The sequence below is a fragment of the Stenotrophomonas sp. genome, assembly GCF_050737575.1.
Classification (GTDB): domain Bacteria; phylum Pseudomonadota; class Gammaproteobacteria; order Xanthomonadales; family Xanthomonadaceae; genus Stenotrophomonas.
The window spans coordinates 434,564-452,153 of the sequence record NZ_JBOHXW010000004.1 but is presented as its reverse complement, the minus strand read 5'-3'; the positions used below and the strand labels follow the sequence as shown (position 1 = coordinate 452,153).

14 protein-coding genes are annotated in these 17,590 nt (G+C 63.8%); 3 read left to right on the top strand and 11 right to left on the bottom strand.

Translation table 11 applies throughout. The annotated features are described in order from the left end of the window. Positions 1-211: 211 nt before the first annotated feature. The 5 genes from ACREP4_RS10645 to ACREP4_RS10625 form a co-directional block, all read right to left on the bottom strand. Positions 212-1,624: an efflux transporter outer membrane subunit gene (locus tag ACREP4_RS10645; RefSeq protein ID WP_431596146.1), complete on the bottom strand. Its 1,413-nt coding sequence runs from the start codon at positions 1,622-1,624 to the stop codon at positions 212-214. Beyond that, entirely contained in the window at positions 1,618-2,355 is a 738-nt protein-coding gene (locus ACREP4_RS10640; RefSeq protein WP_431596145.1) for an SDR family oxidoreductase, read from the bottom strand. Before ACREP4_RS10640 ends, ACREP4_RS10645 begins: the two co-directional genes overlap by 7 nt. Positions 2,356-2,561: 206 nt before the next feature. After that, on the bottom strand, positions 2,562-5,732 hold the full coding sequence (locus tag ACREP4_RS10635; protein WP_431596144.1) for an efflux RND transporter permease subunit: 3,171 nt from the start codon (positions 5,730-5,732) through the stop codon (positions 2,562-2,564). A gap of 109 nt (positions 5,733-5,841) precedes the next feature. Further along, the gene (locus ACREP4_RS10630) at positions 5,842-7,050 is read right to left on the bottom strand and encodes an efflux RND transporter periplasmic adaptor subunit (protein WP_431596143.1); all 1,209 of its coding nucleotides are present in this window, start codon (positions 7,048-7,050) and stop codon (positions 5,842-5,844) included. A 159-nt stretch (positions 7,051-7,209) separates the two neighbouring features. Continuing rightward, positions 7,210-7,437: a hypothetical protein gene (locus ACREP4_RS10625; protein ID WP_431596142.1), complete on the bottom strand. Its 228-nt coding sequence runs from the start codon at positions 7,435-7,437 to the stop codon at positions 7,210-7,212. 127 nt (positions 7,438-7,564) lie between these two features. Between ACREP4_RS10625 and ACREP4_RS10620 the strand changes: the two genes are divergently transcribed. Then, complete coding sequence (locus tag ACREP4_RS10620; RefSeq protein ID WP_431596141.1) at positions 7,565-8,587, top strand: LysR family transcriptional regulator; 1,023 nt, start codon at positions 7,565-7,567, stop codon at positions 8,585-8,587. A 189-nt stretch (positions 8,588-8,776) separates the two neighbouring features. Here the strand turns inward: ACREP4_RS10620 and ACREP4_RS10615 are convergent, their stop codons facing one another. The 5 genes from ACREP4_RS10615 to ACREP4_RS10595 form a co-directional block, all read right to left on the bottom strand. Beyond that, positions 8,777-9,286, bottom strand: coding sequence for a hypothetical protein (locus ACREP4_RS10615; RefSeq protein WP_431596140.1), 510 nt, complete (start codon positions 9,284-9,286; stop codon positions 8,777-8,779). A gap of 228 nt (positions 9,287-9,514) precedes the next feature. Beyond that, positions 9,515-10,114, bottom strand: a complete 600-nt coding sequence (locus tag ACREP4_RS10610) for an inorganic diphosphatase (RefSeq protein WP_431596139.1) — start codon at positions 10,112-10,114, stop codon at positions 9,515-9,517. A 25-nt stretch (positions 10,115-10,139) separates the two neighbouring features. Continuing rightward, positions 10,140-11,510 carry a metallophosphoesterase gene (locus tag ACREP4_RS10605; RefSeq protein WP_431596138.1) on the bottom strand — a complete coding sequence of 457 codons (1,371 nt, stop codon included), beginning with the start codon at positions 11,508-11,510 and terminating at the stop codon, positions 10,140-10,142. After that, positions 11,510-12,619, bottom strand: a complete 1,110-nt coding sequence (locus ACREP4_RS10600; protein WP_431596137.1) for a phytase — start codon at positions 12,617-12,619, stop codon at positions 11,510-11,512. The genes ACREP4_RS10605 and ACREP4_RS10600 overlap by 1 nt, the downstream gene beginning before the upstream one ends. Beyond that, on the bottom strand, positions 12,616-15,129 hold the full coding sequence (locus tag ACREP4_RS10595; protein WP_431596162.1) for a TonB-dependent receptor: 2,514 nt from the start codon (positions 15,127-15,129) through the stop codon (positions 12,616-12,618). The genes ACREP4_RS10600 and ACREP4_RS10595 overlap by 4 nt, the downstream gene beginning before the upstream one ends. A 205-nt stretch (positions 15,130-15,334) precedes the next feature. Here ACREP4_RS10595 and upp point away from each other — a divergent pair, with 205 nt between their 5' ends. Further along, on the top strand, positions 15,335-15,967 hold the full coding sequence (gene upp, locus ACREP4_RS10590; RefSeq protein WP_057631851.1) for a uracil phosphoribosyltransferase: 633 nt from the start codon (positions 15,335-15,337) through the stop codon (positions 15,965-15,967). 139 nt (positions 15,968-16,106) lie between these two features. Continuing rightward, positions 16,107-16,517, top strand: coding sequence for a g-type lysozyme inhibitor (locus ACREP4_RS10585; protein ID WP_431596136.1), 411 nt, complete (start codon positions 16,107-16,109; stop codon positions 16,515-16,517). Positions 16,518-16,668: 151 nt separating this feature from the next. Here the strand turns inward: ACREP4_RS10585 and ACREP4_RS10580 are convergent, their stop codons facing one another. Then, positions 16,669-17,505 (bottom strand): alpha/beta hydrolase family protein, encoded by an 837-nt coding sequence (locus ACREP4_RS10580; protein ID WP_431596135.1) that lies wholly within the window; start codon positions 17,503-17,505, stop codon positions 16,669-16,671. Between the last annotated feature and the right edge of the window lie 85 nt (positions 17,506-17,590).

Genomic DNA, 17,590 nt, shown 5'->3' with positions numbered 1-17,590 from the left:
CCGCCGCCCCCTCTCCCCAACCCCTCTCCCGCGAGGGGAGAGGGGCTTTAAAGCTGCAGTTGCTCGGATCGCTTCGACTTGCAGCAATCTGAGCCCCTCTCCCCTCGCGGGACGAAGAGGAGCGCTTGCGAACCATCGGTTCGCGCTCCGATGAGTGCCCTTGCGCCAGCGCAAGGGCCGGGGCGCGGAGCGGGGGTTGGGGAGAGGGGGGCTACTGCACCGCCACCGACTCCGCCGACTGCACACCACCACCCAGCGCCTTGTACACCGCCACCACGTTGACGTTCACCGTTGCTTCGGCCGACGCCAATGCATCATCCGCTGCCAGCTGGTTACGCTGCGCATCCAGCAACGCAAGGAAATCCTCCGAGCCTTCGCGGTAGCGGATCTGCGCCAGGCTTGCCGCGCGACGTGCGGCCTGTGCCTGCTCGGCAATGATCGCCAGGCGCGACTGTTCCTTGGCGTAGCGCGTCAACGCGTTTTCAGTGTCTTCCAATGCCAGCAACACCGCCTTTTCGTACTCGGCCGCGGCACCATCGGCCTGCGCCTTGCTTGCACGCAGGCGTGCGCGCACCGTGCCGAAATCGAATGCGGCCCAGCTGATTGACGGGGTCAACGACCAGGCTTTGTTGTTGCCATTGACCAAGCCATTCGCATCGCCGCCGAGGAAGCCGACAAAGCCACTCAAACTGATGCGCGGGAACATATCCGCCGTGGCGACACCCACGCGTGCCGTTGCCGCGGCCAGGCGACGTTCCGCGACGCGGACATCGGCGCGTTGCCGCAGCAGATCGGTGGTATCGCCCAGCGGCAATGCCTTGGCGAACGCAGGTACTTCGCGCGGCTGCAACAGCTCGTTCAATGCATCCGGGCGTTGACCCAGCAACACCGCAAGCCGATGCCGCGATTGCACCTGCGACACTTCCAGCAATGGAATGTCGGCCTCAATCGCCTTCAGGCGTGCGCGGCTGCTCTGCACATCCAGTTCACTGCCGGCACCCAGTTCCCAGCGGGTTTCGGTGAGCTTCTGGGTTTCGTGCAGGTTGACCAGCGTTTGCTGGGCCACTGCAATACGCTTCTGCGTGCCGCGCAGTTCAAAGTAATTTCGGGCCACTTCAGCCGCGACCGTGACTTGTGCATCGACCAGGTTGTCACGCTCGGCACCGAGGTCGGCACGCGCGGCTTCAGCGGCACGCCGTTGCCGGCCGAACAAGTCCAACTCCCAACCGGCATCAAAACCGAGTTGGTAGCTTTCGCTGTAAACGCGATCACCGCCCTGGCTTGGATCCGGCTGCTTGCGGCGATCCTGGCTGCCGCCGGCCGTCACATGTGGCGCCTGATCCAGACGCTGTTCGGTGAAGGCCGCACGCGCCGCGCGCACCCGTGCCATCGCGATACGCAGATCCAGGTTTTCCGCCAACGCGCCGTGCACCAGCTGCGCCAACACCGGGTCATCAAACTGCGACCACCAGTTGGCGACCGGCGACGCGCTGCTGAAGGAAGGATCAGCACTGCCCTGCAGCTGCACCGCCTGCGGTGGCGGCGCCTTGTAGTCGGGACCGACACTGACGCAGCCGGCCAGCAATGCGCTGGCAACGGCGGCGGTCAACACGCGGATCACCATGGCAGCACCTCGCCCAGATAAGTGAAGCTGCCGGTCGGGCCATCGCTGCCGATCAGCGCCATCTGCACGGAGGAACGTGCGCCGTCGGCGATTTCGATCTCACCTTCGCCACCGTTCATGTCGGTTTTGACGTAACCCGGATGCACGGTATTGACCTTGATCGGCGAGTTGCGTAGCTCGTACGCCAGGCTGAGCGTCCAGCTGTTCACCGCAGCCTTGGACGCGTTGTAGGCGGGGATTTTGAAGTCCCAGATGTCGGAGGTCGGGTCGGCATGCAGCGTCTGCGAGCCCAGCATGCTGGAGACATTGACGATGCGACCGGCACGGGACTTCTGCAGCAGCGGCAGGAACGCCTGAGTCACCGCAACCAATGCATACACATTGGTGTCGAAGGTGCGGTGCCAGGCATCCAGCGGCTGCGCTGACGGTGCTACAGCAGGATCTTCCAGCAGCACACCGGCGTTGTTGACCAGGATGTCGAGGTGACCATGACGCTCGGTCACTAGCTCCACCGCGATGGCGATGCTGTCGGCATCGGTCACGTCCAGCTGCAGCGCTTCCACCGGCAGGCCTTCTGCCTGCAGTTTCAGTGCCAGCTCCACCGCCGCTTCACGCTTACGGCCCGCCAGCAAGGTATGCACACCGGTCTGCGCCAACTGGCGCACGGTCTCGGTGCCGATGCCACGGGTGGCGCCGGTGACCAGCGCGATCTTGTCGTTGTGAGTGCTCATTGATTTCTTCTCATGGGGGATTTGATTGGGACGGCTGCGGAGGGCTTTCAGATTGTCATTCCCGCCTTTGCAGGAATGACGGATCAAGGGCAAGAGCGCCCTCACCCCTGCCCCTCTCCCGTTTACGGGAGAGGGAATTAGCAGTCCCGCATTTCCGCGAGGGGATCGTCATTCCCGCACCAGCGTGAATGACGATGCGCCAGCCCTTAGTGATGGAGGGTCGACTCGCCGTGCTGCACCAGCTTGCCGCCGCCATTGCGGGAGACGAACTTGCGCAGGGCCACGTAGAACACCGGGGTCAGGAACAGACCGAACAGCGTCACGCCCAACATGCCGGCGAACACCGTGATGCCGGTGACCGAGCGCACTTCGGCGCCTGCACCATGCGACAGCACCAACGGAATCGTGCCGGCGATGAACGCGATGGAGGTCATCACGATGGGACGCAGACGCAGACGGCAGGCTTCCAACGCGGCCTCAACGATGCCCTTGCCGCCCATCTCCAACTCGCGGGCGAACTCGACGATCAGGATCGCGTTCTTACACGCCAGGCCCATCAACACCACCAAACCCACCTGCACGAACACGTTGTTGTCACCGCCAGTGAGCCAGACGCCGAACAGGGCCGACAGCAAGGTCATTGGCACGATCAGGATCACCGCCAGCGGTAGCGACCAGCTTTCGTACAACGCGGCCAGCACCAGGAACGCCAGCAGGATCGCCACCGGGAACACGATGAAAGCGGCCTTGCCCTGCGTGGCCTGCTGATAACTCAGGTCGGTCCACTCGGTAACCATGCCCGCCGGCAACACCTTGCCTGCGATCTCGGTCAGCTTGTTCATCGCTTCAGCAGAGGACAGCATGCGCGGGTCGGCTTCACCGGCCAGATCAGCCGCCGGATAACCGTTGAAGCGCAGCACCGGATCCGGGCCAAAGGTTTCCTTGATGGTCACCATGGAACCAATCGGCACCATCTCGCCGCGATCATTGCGGGTACGCAGCTTGCCGATGTCTTCCACGCTGTCGCGGAACTGGCCATCGGCCTGCGCGATCACCTGCCAGGTACGACCAAACTGGTTGAAGTCGTTGACGTACGCCGAGCCCAAATACGTCTGCAGCGTGTCGAACAACTCGGTCAGCTGCACGCCCTGTGCTTTGGCTTTGACGCGATCCACTTCCGCATCCAGCTGCGGCACGTTGGCCTGGTAGCTGGTGATCGGATACGCCATGCCCGGCGTCTGCGCCACCGCACCCTGCATCGCCTGCACTGCGTTCTGCAACGCGCCGTAGCCAAGGTTGCCGCGGTCTTCGATGAACATCTGGTAGCCGTTGCCGTTACCCAGTCCAAGGATCGGCGGCGGCATCATTGCGAACGCAAAGCCTTCCTTCAGGCCAGCAATCTTCTGGTTGATCTCCGCGTTGATCTGCGCGGCGGTACGACCATGACGCTCGTTGAACGGCTTGAGCGGGATGAACGCCACACCGGTGTTTGGCGTATTGGTGAACTGCAGTGCATTCAAGCCGGGGAAGGAAATGGTGTGCGCGACGCCATCGGTTTCCTGGGCAATCTTCGCCACCTTGCGCAGCATTTCATCGGTGCGGGCAATGGACGAACCTTCCGGCAGTTTCACGCCTGCGATCAGGTACAGCTTGTCCTGGGTGGGAATGAAGCCCGGCGGCACCAGCTTGAAGATCACACCGGTGCCGAGTAGCAGCACCGCATACACCAGGAACACCGCGCCACGACGGCCGAGAATCTTCGACACGCCACGCTCGTACTTCTCCGAGCTGGACTTGAAGAAGCGGTTGAACGGGCGGAACACCCAGCCGAACAAACGGTCGATCAAACGGCTCGGGCCGTCTTTCGGGGCACCATGCGGCTTGAGCAGACGCGCCGCCAGTGCCGGCGACAAGGTCAGCGAGTTGATTGCCGAAATCACCGTGGAGATTGCGATGGTCACCGCGAACTGCTTGTAGAACTGTCCGGTCACACCCGACAGGAACGCCATCGGCACGAACACGGCACACAACACCAGCGCGATGGCGATGATCGGCCCGGACACTTCCTTCATCGCCTGGTGCGCTGCAGCGGTTGGCGACAGGCCTTCTTCGATGTTTCGCTCAACGTTCTCCACCACCACGATGGCGTCATCCACCACGATGCCGATCGCCAGCACCAAGCCGAACAGACTCAGCGTGTTGATCGAGAAGCCCAGCAGATACAACGCGCCAAACGTACCGACGATGGACACCGGCACCGCGATCAACGGAATGATCGAAGCGCGCCAGGTCTGCAGGAACAGAATCACGACCAACACCACCAGCGCGATGGCTTCCAGCAACGTGCTGACCACGGCCTTGATCGAATCGCGCACGAAGATGGTGGTGTCGTACACCGCTTCGTATTTCACGTCGGCCGGGAAACGCTTCTGCATTTCGTCCATCGTGCCGATGACCGAATCGCGAATTTCCAGCGCGTTGGCGCCGGGTGCCTGGAAGATACCAATGCCGACGGCGTTCTTGCCATCCAGCTGCGAACGCAGCGTGTAGTCGCCCGCACCCAGCTCGATGCGCGCCACATCCGACAGCCGCACCACTTCACCATCGGCACCGCTCTTGAGCACGATGTCCTTGAATTCCTGCTCGCTGCGCAGGCGGCCCTGGGCGTTGATCAGGGTCAGGAACTGGCTGTTGGGCATGGGCTCGGCGCCGAGTTGGCCGGCCGACACCTGCACGTTCTGCTCACGCATCGCGCGCACCACATCACTCGCGGTCAGCCCGCGCGATGCCACGCGGTCCGGGTCCAGCCACGCACGCATGGCGTAATCACCACCGCCGAAGATCTGTGCATCGCCCACGCCCTGGATACGCGCCAGCGCATCCTTGACGTGCAGACGTGCGTAGTTGCGCAGGTACAAGGTGTCGTACTTGCCGTTGGGCGAGGTCAGGTGCACCACCATCAGGAAGGTGGGCGACTGCTTCTGCGTGGTCACGCCTTGCCGGCGGACATCCTCAGGCAGGCGCGCCTGTGCCTGGGCAACGCGGTTCTGCACCTTCACCGCTGCTTCGTCCGGGTCGGTGCCCGGGCGGAAGGTGATGGTCATCTGCAGCACGCCATCGGAGCCGGCCACCGACTTGAGGTACATCATGCCCTCAACGCCGTTGATGGCTTCTTCCAATGGCGTGGCTACGGTCTCGGCAATGACCTTGGGGTTGGCTCCCGGGTAGACCGTGCGCACCACCACTGAAGGCGGCACCACTTCCGGGTACTCGCCGATAGGCAGCATCGGAATGCTGATCAGGCCGGCGGCGAAAATCACAATCGACAACACCGCCGCGAAGATCGGCCTGTCGATGAAGAAACGGGAAAAATCCATCTGAGGAAATCCTTGAAAAGGCCGGCGTCGGCATGCAGCCACCCTGCCCTCGGCCGATTGGACGAAGACGCGTGACCGGCATGGCGCCGGCATCAAAACAAACCGTGGATCAGTTCAGCGACGCGGTCTTGCCGGCAGCAACCGGCAACGGCTGCATTGCCACTGGCTTGGCCTGCACCGGCATGCCGGGCATGAAGACCTTCTGCACGCCGTCGACAATCACCTTGTCACCGGCCGCCAGGCCCTGTTCGACAATGCGCAGACCCTCAGCGGTGCGACCCAATGCAACATCACGTCGCTGCGCCTTGCTGTCCTTGTCCACCACATACACATACTTGCGGTCCTGGTCGGTGAGCACGGCCTTGTCGTCGATCAGCACCGCCTGGAACTCGCTGCTGCCCAGCAACCGCACGCGCGCGAACAGGCCCGGCGTGAATTGACGATCACGGTTGTCCAGCAACGCGCGCACACCGATGGTGCCGGTGCTGCGTGCGACCTGGTTGTCGAGGAAATCGACCTTGCCGTCATGCGGGAAACCTTCCTCGCCACTGAGGCCAACCTTCACCGGCAATGCCTCCTCGCGCTCGCTCGGACGTTCACCCTTGCGTGCCATCTGCGCGTAACGCAGGAAGGTGGATTCGTCTGCATCGAAGTACACATGCACCGTATCCAGCGACACCAGCGTGGTCAGCACGCTGGCCGCATCACCGGCGGTGACCAGGTTGCCGGCGGTGACCATCGCGCGCCCGGCGCGGCCATCAATCGGTGCGCGCACCTTGGTGAACTCCAGGTTCAAGCGCGCGGCATCCAATGCCGCCTGTGCCGCCATCACCTGTGCACCGGCCTGATCGGCAGCTGCGCGGCGCTGCTCGGCCGTCTCGGCGGCGATGGCCTGTTGTTCCGCCAAACGACGCGCGCGTTCGGATTCACTGCGGGCCAAGGCCGCTTGCGTGCGTGCGCGGGCCAACTCGGCCTGCGCACGATTGAACTCGGCCTGGTAGCTGCGCGCGTCGATGGTGAACAGCACCTCGCCCTTCTTCACCTCCTGGCCTTCGACGTAATTGACCTTGTCGATGTAGCCAGACACGCGCGGACGCAGTTCAACGCTCTGCACCGCTTCGACGCGGCCGCTGAATTCGTCCCACTGGCTGACCTGCTTGACCAACACCGGTGCGGCGTTGACCTCGGGCGCCGGCGGCATGCCGGCTTCTTCCGCGTGACCACCAGTGCAGGCGGCAAGGACGGCAAGGGCGAGCGCGGACATGCCAAACGTGGCGATGCGCCGCGTAATGCGGGAGGGGAAGGAGATACCGTTCATGTCATGCATCCATGGGGGAGTGGAGAAGCGAAAAAGCAAATCGGGCGGGTCTGCGGCCAAGCGCGGCGCAGCAACCCGGGGCCTTACTGCGCGGTGTCGCGCAGGCACCGTCGAAATTGGTGCCGAGGGCCAGCTGAATACGTGGGTACAGTGTCCCGCTCACGGAAATTTTTCTCCCACTGGTGGGACAAAGGCCTGCATCCAACGCCTCAACCTGTCCCACTTCGCACCGGTTACGGTGTGCGCAAGCGCGACATCAGGGCCGCTGAAAAGCGCTTCAAAGTTCAATGGATTCAGTTTGTTGGCGTAAGAACGGTAATCAGCATTACCGGAGAGCGCCGGACCACGGCGGGTCTGTCGAAATTGGGGAAGGTGGCGCAGGCGCATGGCTGCAAATCCGGACTTGGCGGAGGACGCAAACAGTAATCCTCTAATCCAGACTTGATTAGTACGAATTGAAGGGAATAATCGTCCCGTCGCCGGCACAATCCCGCTGCCGCCAGAGCGCCCCCCAATGGCAAACGATCTCAACGACACCTTGATCTTCGTGAAGGTGGTCGAACAGGGCAGCTTCACCGCTGCAGCCCGCCTGCTCGGACAACCCAAGACCACCGTCAGCCGCAAGGTGCAGGAGCTGGAAAGCCGGCTCGGCGCCCGCCTGTTGAACCGCACCACGCGCCGCCTCGGCCTCACCGAAGCGGGCACGGTCTATTACGAGCATTGCCAACGCATCGCCCGCGAACTGGAACAGGCTGAAAGCGCGGTGAGCCAATTGCAGTCCGGCCCGCGCGGCTGGCTGCGCTTCACCGTGCCCTACTCCATGGGCACGATGTGGATCGCACCGTTGTTGAACCAGTTCCAGGCCCAGTACCCGGAAATCCGCGTGGACATGCACCTGGGCAACGAGAAGCTGGACCTGATCGCCGGTGAAACCGACCTGGCGTTGCGGGTCGGCCCACTGCCCGACTCCAACCTGGTTGCCCGCAAGTTGGGCCGGCTGCGCAGCCAGGTGTTTGCCAGCCCCGGCTACATCCAGCGTTACGGCGAACCGCGCCATCCCAGCGAACTGCAGTTCCACCGCACGCTGGCGGTGCGCAAGGCGCACAACCACAACAACCGCTTCAGCTGGACGCTGGCCGAGGCCGGTGGCGAGATGCAGGAGTTCACGGTCAACCCGGCCTTGGTCGCCAATGATCCGGCTGCATTGAACACCATGCTGGTCGCCGGCGAAGGCCTGATGCTGAGCAGCGACGTGATGGCCAAGCCCTTCGTTGAGTCGGGCATGTTACGCCGCGTGCTGGCCGGCTGGACCGGGCCGGAATACGACTTCAACGCCGTGTTTGCCGGTGGCGGCATGGTGTCGCCCAAGGTCCGCGCGTTCATCGATTTCCTGGTGGACAAGCTCAACTTCGACGTCAACTACATGATGCTGCAGTGCCCGAATGCCGGCCGCATCGCCGAGCTGCTGGAAACCCAACAACGCCCGCAAGGCTTGAAGCTTGCCGATGGCCGCGTGCTGGAAGTGCTGAACGCCTGAATGTCGTCTGTGCCGACTTCAGACCGCCGCGTAGGCTGGGATGCAGGGTAACGCCATCCCAGCATTCGGTAAGCCGTGCGCCACACGGAGCGCCGGGGTTTCATCCCAACCTACGGGCCGCTGCCGGGCAGCGGTGAGCCAAATGAAAACGGCGGCCATTGGTCGCCGTTCTTGTGTGCGATGCGCCGCTCAGTAACTCGAGCGGTGATACGGCACTACTGGAACCACCGGCACCAGCGGCACGTACTGCACTTCGCGGCAACCGTCGTAGCGGCTGCAACTGCCGAAATAACCCGGCCCCCAGTAACGCTGGCGCGCATCTCGGTTGTAGGGACTGTTGTAGTAGTCCGGACGCGACAGATTGCCATTGCCGTAGTAGCGGTAAGGCGTTGCGCCCAGTGATCCCGTGCTACCCACATTCTGCGACGCGACAGCACCGCGGTCGTCGCCGACATAACCACCCTCGTCGTCGTAACGGACCATGCGGTAGTAAATGGTTTCGCCACCCTGCTTGCGGCTGTGCAGGCGCTCCAACCGGCCGCCACCGGCGTCGGCATACGCCTGCCCGCCCTCGAACACCACTTCGCTCGGGTTGACCAACTCTTCCTGCAGCGGCGCCTGCTGTGCCGTTGCGCCCCAGGAGACGGCGGCCAGCAACATCACTGCGCCCGCCTTCACCAAAAACCTGCCTGCTCGCATGACTATCCTCCGTGATGATCGCCCCGCGACACTGCTGCCCGGGCGATGAATTAGGTCTTCGCTTCGCGCTTGAAGCAGCAGCGTGCCGTCATTGGAACGGCTCGACCTTTCGGCCTGATCCGCTCCGTCACAGCAAGCCCCCAGCACTTGGCGACCGTCCGGAGTATAGGTGCACCGCTTAAACCTTGTCGTGAAACGCCGCGCGCTTTGATCGGACTTCCGCTGGCATCAAGGGCGCTGCGCTTGGTAGTGCTGCAACGCCCGGCTGATGATCTGTCGTGCTTCAGCGGTATCGCCCCAGCCATTGAGCTGGATGTCGCCACCGTCCGGCAATTGTTTGTAGACACGAAAGAACGCCTCGATGCGCTGGCGCTCCATTGCCGGCAAATCATCCAGACTGCGCAGATCACGATAGGTGGGATCGACCGCATCCACCGGGACGCCGACGATCTTCTCGTCCGCCTCGCCGCGATCCACCATGCGCAGCACGCCCAATGGCCGGAAGCGGATCACCGCACCCGGCTGCACCGGAAAGCGCGTCAATACCAGCGCATCCAGCGGGTCGCCATCGCCTGCCAAGGTGCGCGACATCGAGCCGTAATTGGCCGGATAGGCAACCGGCATCGACAGAAAGCGGTCCACCCGCAGCTCGCCGCCCTCGCCCATCTCGTACTTGATGGCGCCGCCGGCAGGAATCTCCACCACCAACAGCACTTCATCCGGCGCGTTGGTGGGCTGCGCCAGCGCGAACGGATGCTGCATCCCTTCTGCCGCGCCTGCTGCGCAGGGCAGCAGGCACAACAGCATTGCGACAAATCGCAGCTTCATTTGCATCCCTCAGGCATGGCAACCGTCATTCCCAGCACCGATCATCGCGCCCCTTCGGCGACACCGGCCGTGGACAATCACGCTGCGGAATGCGGCCCTCGCGCAGCTCTTCAAACCGCTTGCTGCCCTGGTCATTGCGGTTGATCTGGAAGGCGTCATACAGGCGACCGGTTGCGGTGCGTGCTTCATAGCGCAGCTGCTTGCCGTCGATATGCAGCACCTGGAACAGCTGCGTGTCCTCCGCCACCGGCTGCATCGTCGCCCGTGCCTGCGACGACAAACGGTACTGCTTGGGCCCGGCCACCGACGAGATGTACTGCGGCAGCGCCGCGTTGTCATCGGCACGACGACCGTAGGTGTGATCGTGACCTTGCAGCACCAGATCAACGTGATGCTTCTGCAGCACCGGGCGAATCTGCGTGGCCAGCACCGAGGTGTCACGCTCAGCGCGCAACGGATACAGCGGCTGATGCACGACCACGATGCTCCACGGCTGCTGGTTGCCCGCCAGCACGCCCTCCAACCATTGCGCCTGCGCCTGTGCGGTGCCCAAGTCCAATGCCGAGGTGCCGTCCAGAATCACCACGCGCACGCCTTGGTAGTCGAACCAATACGTGGTGTTGGCGGTAGCCGGGGCACCATTGCCCGGCAGCGCGAAGCTCACCGGCCAATGCCCGCCGAGCACGCGACGCTCCTGCGGCGTGTCCTCGAACTCCTCGAAGTACTCGTGGTTACCAGCAGCCGGCGCGACCGCCATGCCCGGCAGCAACCAGCCGCCAGCGGCAAACCACTCGCCCCATTCGCTGTCATCCACGCCGTCGCCGCCGCTGACCAGATCACCCGCGAACAACGCCAGTCGTGCGTCCGGCGCAGTCTGCCAGCCCTGGCGGATCACTCGGCTGACGTGACTGAGGTTCTTGTTCTGCGTGTCACCGAAGTACAGCAACGTCAGCGGCTGCCCCGCGGCACCGGCGGTGCGGAAGTGATTCCACGCGCTCCAGGTGTCCTGCCCCTGCACGCGATACGCGTACAGCGTGTCCGGCTGTAGGCCGTCGATATCGGCGCGGTGATGCTGCGACGTTCCGTTCTCGCTCTGCAGCTCGCGGCTGCGCGCGGTGATCTGCCGCGGCTTGCCCATGTCCGGTGAATCGCCGGCGACGGCCAGCTCCAACAGCGGTGGCGAGGCCAACGCCGAGGTGCGCCATGCCACCGCAAAACCGGTGGCCGCATCCTGCGCGGGCGACGCCACGATGCGATCCGGAAATCCGCTGGCCGCGTAATGCCGGCTCCCCGCCGGCACCTGCGTATTCGGCTCCGCGGCCGGAGCGACCCCCACCGCTCCGGCCGCCATCACCATGGCTGCCAACAGCAGCCACTGCCTCTTACCCCTGAGCATCACAGCGCGCAGTCCTGCGGCAGCGACAAGGCCTTGGCGATATCCCGCCAATCGAACGCGACCACACCTTGGTCGTCATGCACCGCATACAACGCCCCCTGCGGGAAGCGCGCCGACGGCTGCTGGCTGTTCCAGATGCCATCGGTGTTGGCCACCGTGTTGCCGTGGAATGCACCCACCGGCGCCAAGGTCTTGCGGTCGAACAAATGGAACACGCTGCGGTCCTTGCCCTGCTCGGTGGTGATCCACCAACCACCTTCGCCACAGGTCCGCAGCATCACGCCTTCGGCCTGCGCCTTGAACAGGCCATTGCCGAACGTATTGCCGGTGAAGTCGCCGGCCAGCGTGTACACCTTGAACTCGCTGGCATAGGTTTCATCTTCTTCGGCCACCAACAGGCGGTCGTTTGCCGGGTCGCCCCAGATCGACTCCACCACCCGCAACGCACCCTTCGACGTTGTGTCGCCAATGCTGCGCACCAGCTCGGCCTTGACGCCGCTGCCGTCAACGCTGACGTGATAGCGGCGCACACGTTCGTTGAGCCGCTCCAGCGCCGGCAGAATGTCGTTGCCGGCCGCGTCTTCGCCGTCGTCGTAGGAATCGGTGACATAGACGTCGTAGCCGCCCTTTGTCGGGTTCACCCACAAGCCGTACGGCTTGCGCAGATCGCCCGCAGCGAACACACCCAACGGCGTGAAGTCCGGCAGCTGCAACACCTGCACACGATGGTTGTCGCGCTCGACGATGAACACCAGATCGCCGGTCACCGCGATACCGTTGGGGCGGTCGAACTGGCCCAGCGCGGTGCCAACGCTGCCCACATCACGCAGGTGCTTGCCGGTCTGCCCGTCATAGACCACCAGCTTGTCGGTGGCCTTGGCCGTGGCGATCAACCACGACTGCCCATCGGGCGCCCGCCAGCTGGCGGGCGAATCAATGTTGTCGGCCGGCGTCATCGGCGTCAGGAACGCCTCGTTCACCAGCACCGTGCGCGCCGCAGCGGCGCCTTCCGCGACATCGGCCGCGGTCGGCGGATGCGACGCTTTAGGTGCGGGCTGACACGCGGTCAACGCCAGTGCGACAGCGGCGCCCAGCAGCGCGGCCCTCACAGCGCCACCTTCAGGCCAACGGCGTAGGTGCGGCCATACTCTTCGTTCTGCAGCGTCCGCGAACGCACGCCCTGATACAACTCAAGCGGCTTGTCGAGCAGGTTGGACGCCTCGAAGTACACGCTCATGCGCTTGCTGAACTTGTAGTCCAGGCTGAAATCCAACTGCGTGTGCGGTGCGACGTAGATGTCATACGCGCTGTTCTTGCCAATGGTGTCCAGGTATTCACTGCGGTACACACCGGCCAGGCGCGTACTGAAGCCGGCCCATTCGTAGCCAACATGCGCGCTGTACACATGCTTGGACGCACGCGGCAGGGTGAAGTCATCGTTCTCACGGCCGGCAAGGCCCGGGGCGTAATCGGTGTCCAGCCAGGTGCCGCTCGCACCCAGCAGCAGGCCCGACCACGCGCCCGGCAGGAACGCCAGCTGCTGCTGCCAATTGAACTCGGCACCAAACACCTTGGCCTTGTCGCCATTGATCGAGCGGGTCACATCGAAGCCCGGATATTCGGCATCTTCATCGGTGATGGTTTCCACGATGTAGCCGTCGATGGACTTGTTGAACAAGCCCAGCGAAACGATGCCGCTGTCGCCGAGGTAGCGCTCGAACGAGACGTCCAGATTGGTGGACTCGTACGGATCGAGCATCGGGTTGCCGACGCGCACTTCCATGTCATCACGATTCACGCCCAGGCGCGGCGACACATCACCAAACGAGGGCCGTGCCACGGTCTTGTTGACCGAGCCACGCAGCACCCAATCGTTGCTGGTGTCGTAGCGCAGATGCAGGCCCGGCAGCACGTTGGTGTAGCTGTTGCTGGCGGTGCGCGGGGTGACTACGGCCGTCTCGCCATCGGCATCAATATCCACCTGGTTGCCGGTGGCATCGAACTGCGTGCTCTCAACGCGCACGCCGCCGATCACGCGCAGCGCGCCGATGTCCCAGGTGCCCATCGCATAGGCGGCGAAGATGTCTTCGTTGGCGGTGTAATCCTCTTCCAGCGACGTCATCACATTGCCTGCCACTTCCTGCGGACGTGCGCTGTACAGGTGGCCATTGGTCGCCCACCACTTGCGCATCGCCGCCGAACTCATGCCCTGCCCCAGCGGGCCGCCACGATGATCGAGGGTTTCACCGTTCCAGGTGGTCAGGTCCACCGCCGGGCCCTTGCGCAGCTCGGCCTCGTCCACGTTCACCGCACGCTCGCGCCAGCGGCCGAGCACACCGAACTTGTAGCTGGCGTGGTCGCCATCAAAGCGGATATTGACCTGCGCGCTGCGCTCGCTGTCGTCCACCTGTTTGGGTGCCAGCACCACGCGGTCGAACTTGTAGTTGGCGCTGTCGGTCCAGCCGTTGTCGCTCAGCGACAAACCCGGGATGCCGCTGTTCTGGTCGATGGTGGCCGACAGATCATCACCGGTGTGTTTGAAACGCGCCTCCATCTCATCGTTCACACGCTCGCGGGTCTTGGTGTAACCCAGGCGATAGTCCAGCACGGCACCGCTCAGGCGGTTCTCGCCACCGATGCTGGCGGCGAAGGTGTTCTCTTCCTTGGTGCGGTAGCGCATGCGCTTGGAGATCGCATCGGCCGGCAGGTCATCAACCTGATAGCGACCGTTGCCCAACGCGCTGATGCTGCCGTCTTCCAGGCCGAACACGGTGCGCTGGCGCGTTTCAGCATCGTCGAAGCGGCTGTACAGCGTGCGCAGGTAGTAACGGTTATCGTCGTCCGGGTGCCAATCCAGATTGAGGTTGGCGCCGGTGCGTTCGCGTTCGATGGTGTACTTGCGGCGCTGCAGTTCGGTGACGACCAGATCGTCGTCCGCGCCGCCATCGAACGTGTCATAGGCGGCTTCGGTGTTGTCCGACTCGAAGGTGCGCTTCTGGTAGTTCACACCCAGCGCCACGCCGAAGGTGTCATTGAACACTTCACTGTAGTTGAAGGCGGCCTTGGGGCTGGTTTCGCCGGACAGCTGCTGATGGCTGGCTTCGATCTTGCCCTTGATCGAGCGGCCGTCGCGGTCAAAGGCCGAGGCCGACTCCACCACCACGGTGCCGCCGATGGCATCGCCCGGCATGTCCGGCGTAGCCGACTTGACCACCCGCAGGCGTTCGGTCGAATCGGTCGGAATCACGTCCAGCGGCGCGCCGCGCGAAGAGTCTTCCGGGGTGCCCACAGCAATGCCGTCGATGCTGACGCTGTTGAGCGCTGCATCCAGGCCGCGCACCACCACGAAGCGACCTTCGCCCTGATCACGGGTGACGCTGACGCCCGGCAGGCGCTGCAGCGACTCGGCCACGTTCATGTCGGGATAGTCGCCCATGGAGTCTGAGGCAATGCCGTCCTGGATGCCGTTGGCGTCGCGCTTGAGCTCCACCGCACGGATCTGCGCTTCCAACTGCGCGCGCACTTCAATCCGCTCCAGATCCACCGCCCCCGCAGCGGCGACAGCCACCACCGATCCGTCCGATGCCACCTGCTGCGCCCCAGCCGGCGCAGCGGCCATGCAGGCCACCACGGTCGTTACCGCCACCACCAATACGCTCTTTCGCACACCTGCCCCCGGAACCATGTAAAGGATGGGTGCGCACGTTATGTCCGTATGGTTTCGCCACCATGACAGCCCCAAGGCGGGAATATTTCAGCGGTGTACTGGCCGAGTACAGAACGCCTACGGCAAACTGTGGCATCTCCCCAGTAGCCCCTCCGCCATGAAGATCGTCGAAGTCCGTCACCCCCTGGTCCAGCACAAGATTGGCCTGCTCCGCGATGCGGCCATGAGCACCAAGGATTTCCGTGAAGTGGTCAACGAACTGGGCACGCTGCTGGCCTACGAGGCCACCGCCGATCTGGACACCGAAACCCACACCACCGCCGGCTGGGCTGGCCCGGTGCAGGTGCAGCGCATCGCTGGCGCCAAGATCACCGTGGTGCCGATCCTGCGCGCCGGCCTTGGCATGTTGACCGGCGTGCTGTCGCTGATCCCGGCTGCCCGCGTCAGCGTGGTTGGCCTGCAGCGCGACGAGGAAACCCTGGAAGCGGTGCCCTACTTCGAGCGCCTCACCGGCCGCCTGGAAGAGCGCGATGCGCTGATCCTGGACCCGATGCTGGCCACCGGCGGCACCCTGATCGCCACCATCGACATGCTCAAGCGTGCTGGCGCGCGCCGCATCAAGGGCATCTTCCTGGTCGCTGCACCGGAAGGCCTGCAAGCCGTGGAAGCCGCGCACCCGGACGTGGAGATCTACACCGCCGCCATCGACGAACGCCTCAACGACAAGGCCTACATCCTGCCGGGCCTGGGCGATGCCGGCGACCGCATCTTCGGCACCCGCGTCGGCTGAGACCGGCACGCGTCGCAGCACATTCAGGCCGCATGAACGGCGGCCTGTCGCTGTCCCGAAAACAACGTTGCGTTGACGCGCTCTGATCGCTCAAAAGCGTAGCGTTTCTCTCCCCACGACAGAACCAAGAGAACACTCCATGAAGCACTTCGCGAGCTTCGCCATTGCTGCCTTGCTGGCCTGCGCCATGGCGCCAGCACTCGCCCAGGACAAAGTCACCGCTACGCCGGTTCACTTCAGCAAAGGCGCCAGCAGCGCCAGCTTGCCCGGTGCGGTGAAAGGCTACGAGAGTGCCCACTACACGCTCTCGGCCACGGCCGGCCAAACGATGCGGGTGAGCATCAGCGGCAGCAGCAATGCCAACTTCAACGTCTTCGCTCCCGGTGATGTTCCCGGTGCCGCGACTGCAATCGGCAGTGGCGCAGTGGGACAGGACTGGAGCGGCGTATTGCCCAGCAACGGAAGCTACACCGTGCAGGTCTATCAGATGCGCGCCACGGCACGCCGTGGGCAAACTGCGCGCTACACCATCAGCTTCGGTATTCACTGAAGCGCTTGAACTGCGGCAAGGCGCTGCCACGCGAGTGAGCGGAGGCAGCGTTTTCCTTGTTCAGCAGGATCTGCCTGACATCACGCTGGCTGTTTCTTACCGAATTTCCGGGGCAATGCGCCCGGAAATCCGCACCACGCCATCACCAACCTCAGCGACGTAACCACTGTTCGCCAGCCGCCGCTGGCGCATCCAGCACCTCGCGGGCCTGTTCATCACCCAACAGCTCGGCTTGCAGGAACGCGGTCCCCAATTGCTGCGCCCGCTCGAACAACTGACCCGCTTCACCGCCAATCAGGTTGTGATCGCCACCGGGCAGCACCACGGCAATCTTGTCACCGGCGGCAGCGGTCTCCACCGGGTACAGATGATCGGCCGGATTGCTGACGAATCCCTGCACGACGTCCTTGTCGCCGGTGACCAGCAGCAGCGGAACAGCCAGCGAGGCATAGGAGTCAGGCGCGATCAAGCCTGGAATCCTGCCCGGCGACGAAAAGCCCACCACCGCGACCACCGACGGATCACGCAACGGCCCGAGGTTTGCCAATGCGCCTCCCAACACCGTCGATATCAGTGTGCCGAGGCTGTGGCCACCCGCAGCGACCGGCATGGACGGCCAATGCGCTGCGGCATAGCTGCTGGCTGCCTTCATGTCGGCAAAGCGCTCACCCAGGCCTTGCTGCAGCGTGAAGCGATCGCGCTCCGGGTACTTCATCGAGTCCACATGCAGTGGCGCCAGCACCACGAAACCTGCATCGGACCACGCCTGCAACAAACGGTCATACCGCTCCGGCCAAGCGCCATGTCCACTGGAAAACAGGACCACACCGCGAACCTTTGCCGGCTCCCAGATGTCCATCGTCGTCGCTCGCTCCGCACTGACATGCAGCGTTACCGTCACGGTGGGGGCTGCCAGCAAGCTGGCCCCAGGGGCCAGCAACAACGTGCCGGCAATCAGGATGCGGCCAAACATTGAGCGAAAGTTCAAGGGACTGATCCGGTCGTGGTAGTGGGATCAGTGTCCACGGCGCCATCCGGCAACAACAGCGCCAGACGTCAGCGGTTGCGCATGA

Excerpts from the sequence above, each read along its gene's own strand:
- ACREP4_RS10645 (WP_431596146.1), bottom strand. The coding sequence starts at position 1,624 with ATGGTGATCCGCGTGTTGACCGCCGCCGTTGCCAGCGCATTGCTGGCC.
- ACREP4_RS10640 (WP_431596145.1), bottom strand. The coding sequence starts at position 2,355 with ATGAGCACTCACAACGACAAGATCGCGCTGGTCACCGGCGCCACCCGT.
- ACREP4_RS10635 (WP_431596144.1), bottom strand. The coding sequence starts at position 5,732 with ATGGATTTTTCCCGTTTCTTCATCGACAGGCCGATCTTCGCGGCGGTG.
- ACREP4_RS10630 (WP_431596143.1), bottom strand. The coding sequence starts at position 7,050 with ATGAACGGTATCTCCTTCCCCTCCCGCATTACGCGGCGCATCGCCACG.
- ACREP4_RS10625 (WP_431596142.1), bottom strand. The coding sequence starts at position 7,437 with ATGCGCCTGCGCCACCTTCCCCAATTTCGACAGACCCGCCGTGGTCCG.
- ACREP4_RS10620 (WP_431596141.1), top strand. The coding sequence starts at position 7,565 with ATGGCAAACGATCTCAACGACACCTTGATCTTCGTGAAGGTGGTCGAA.
- ACREP4_RS10615 (WP_431596140.1), bottom strand. The coding sequence starts at position 9,286 with ATGCGAGCAGGCAGGTTTTTGGTGAAGGCGGGCGCAGTGATGTTGCTG.
- ACREP4_RS10610 (WP_431596139.1), bottom strand. The coding sequence starts at position 10,114 with ATGAAGCTGCGATTTGTCGCAATGCTGTTGTGCCTGCTGCCCTGCGCA.
- ACREP4_RS10605 (WP_431596138.1), bottom strand. The coding sequence starts at position 11,510 with ATGCTCAGGGGTAAGAGGCAGTGGCTGCTGTTGGCAGCCATGGTGATG.
- ACREP4_RS10595 (WP_431596162.1), bottom strand. The coding sequence starts at position 15,129 with ATGGCCGCTGCGCCGGCTGGGGCGCAGCAGGTGGCATCGGACGGATCG.
- upp (WP_057631851.1), top strand. The coding sequence starts at position 15,335 with ATGAAGATCGTCGAAGTCCGTCACCCCCTGGTCCAGCACAAGATTGGC.
- ACREP4_RS10585 (WP_431596136.1), top strand. The coding sequence starts at position 16,107 with ATGAAGCACTTCGCGAGCTTCGCCATTGCTGCCTTGCTGGCCTGCGCC.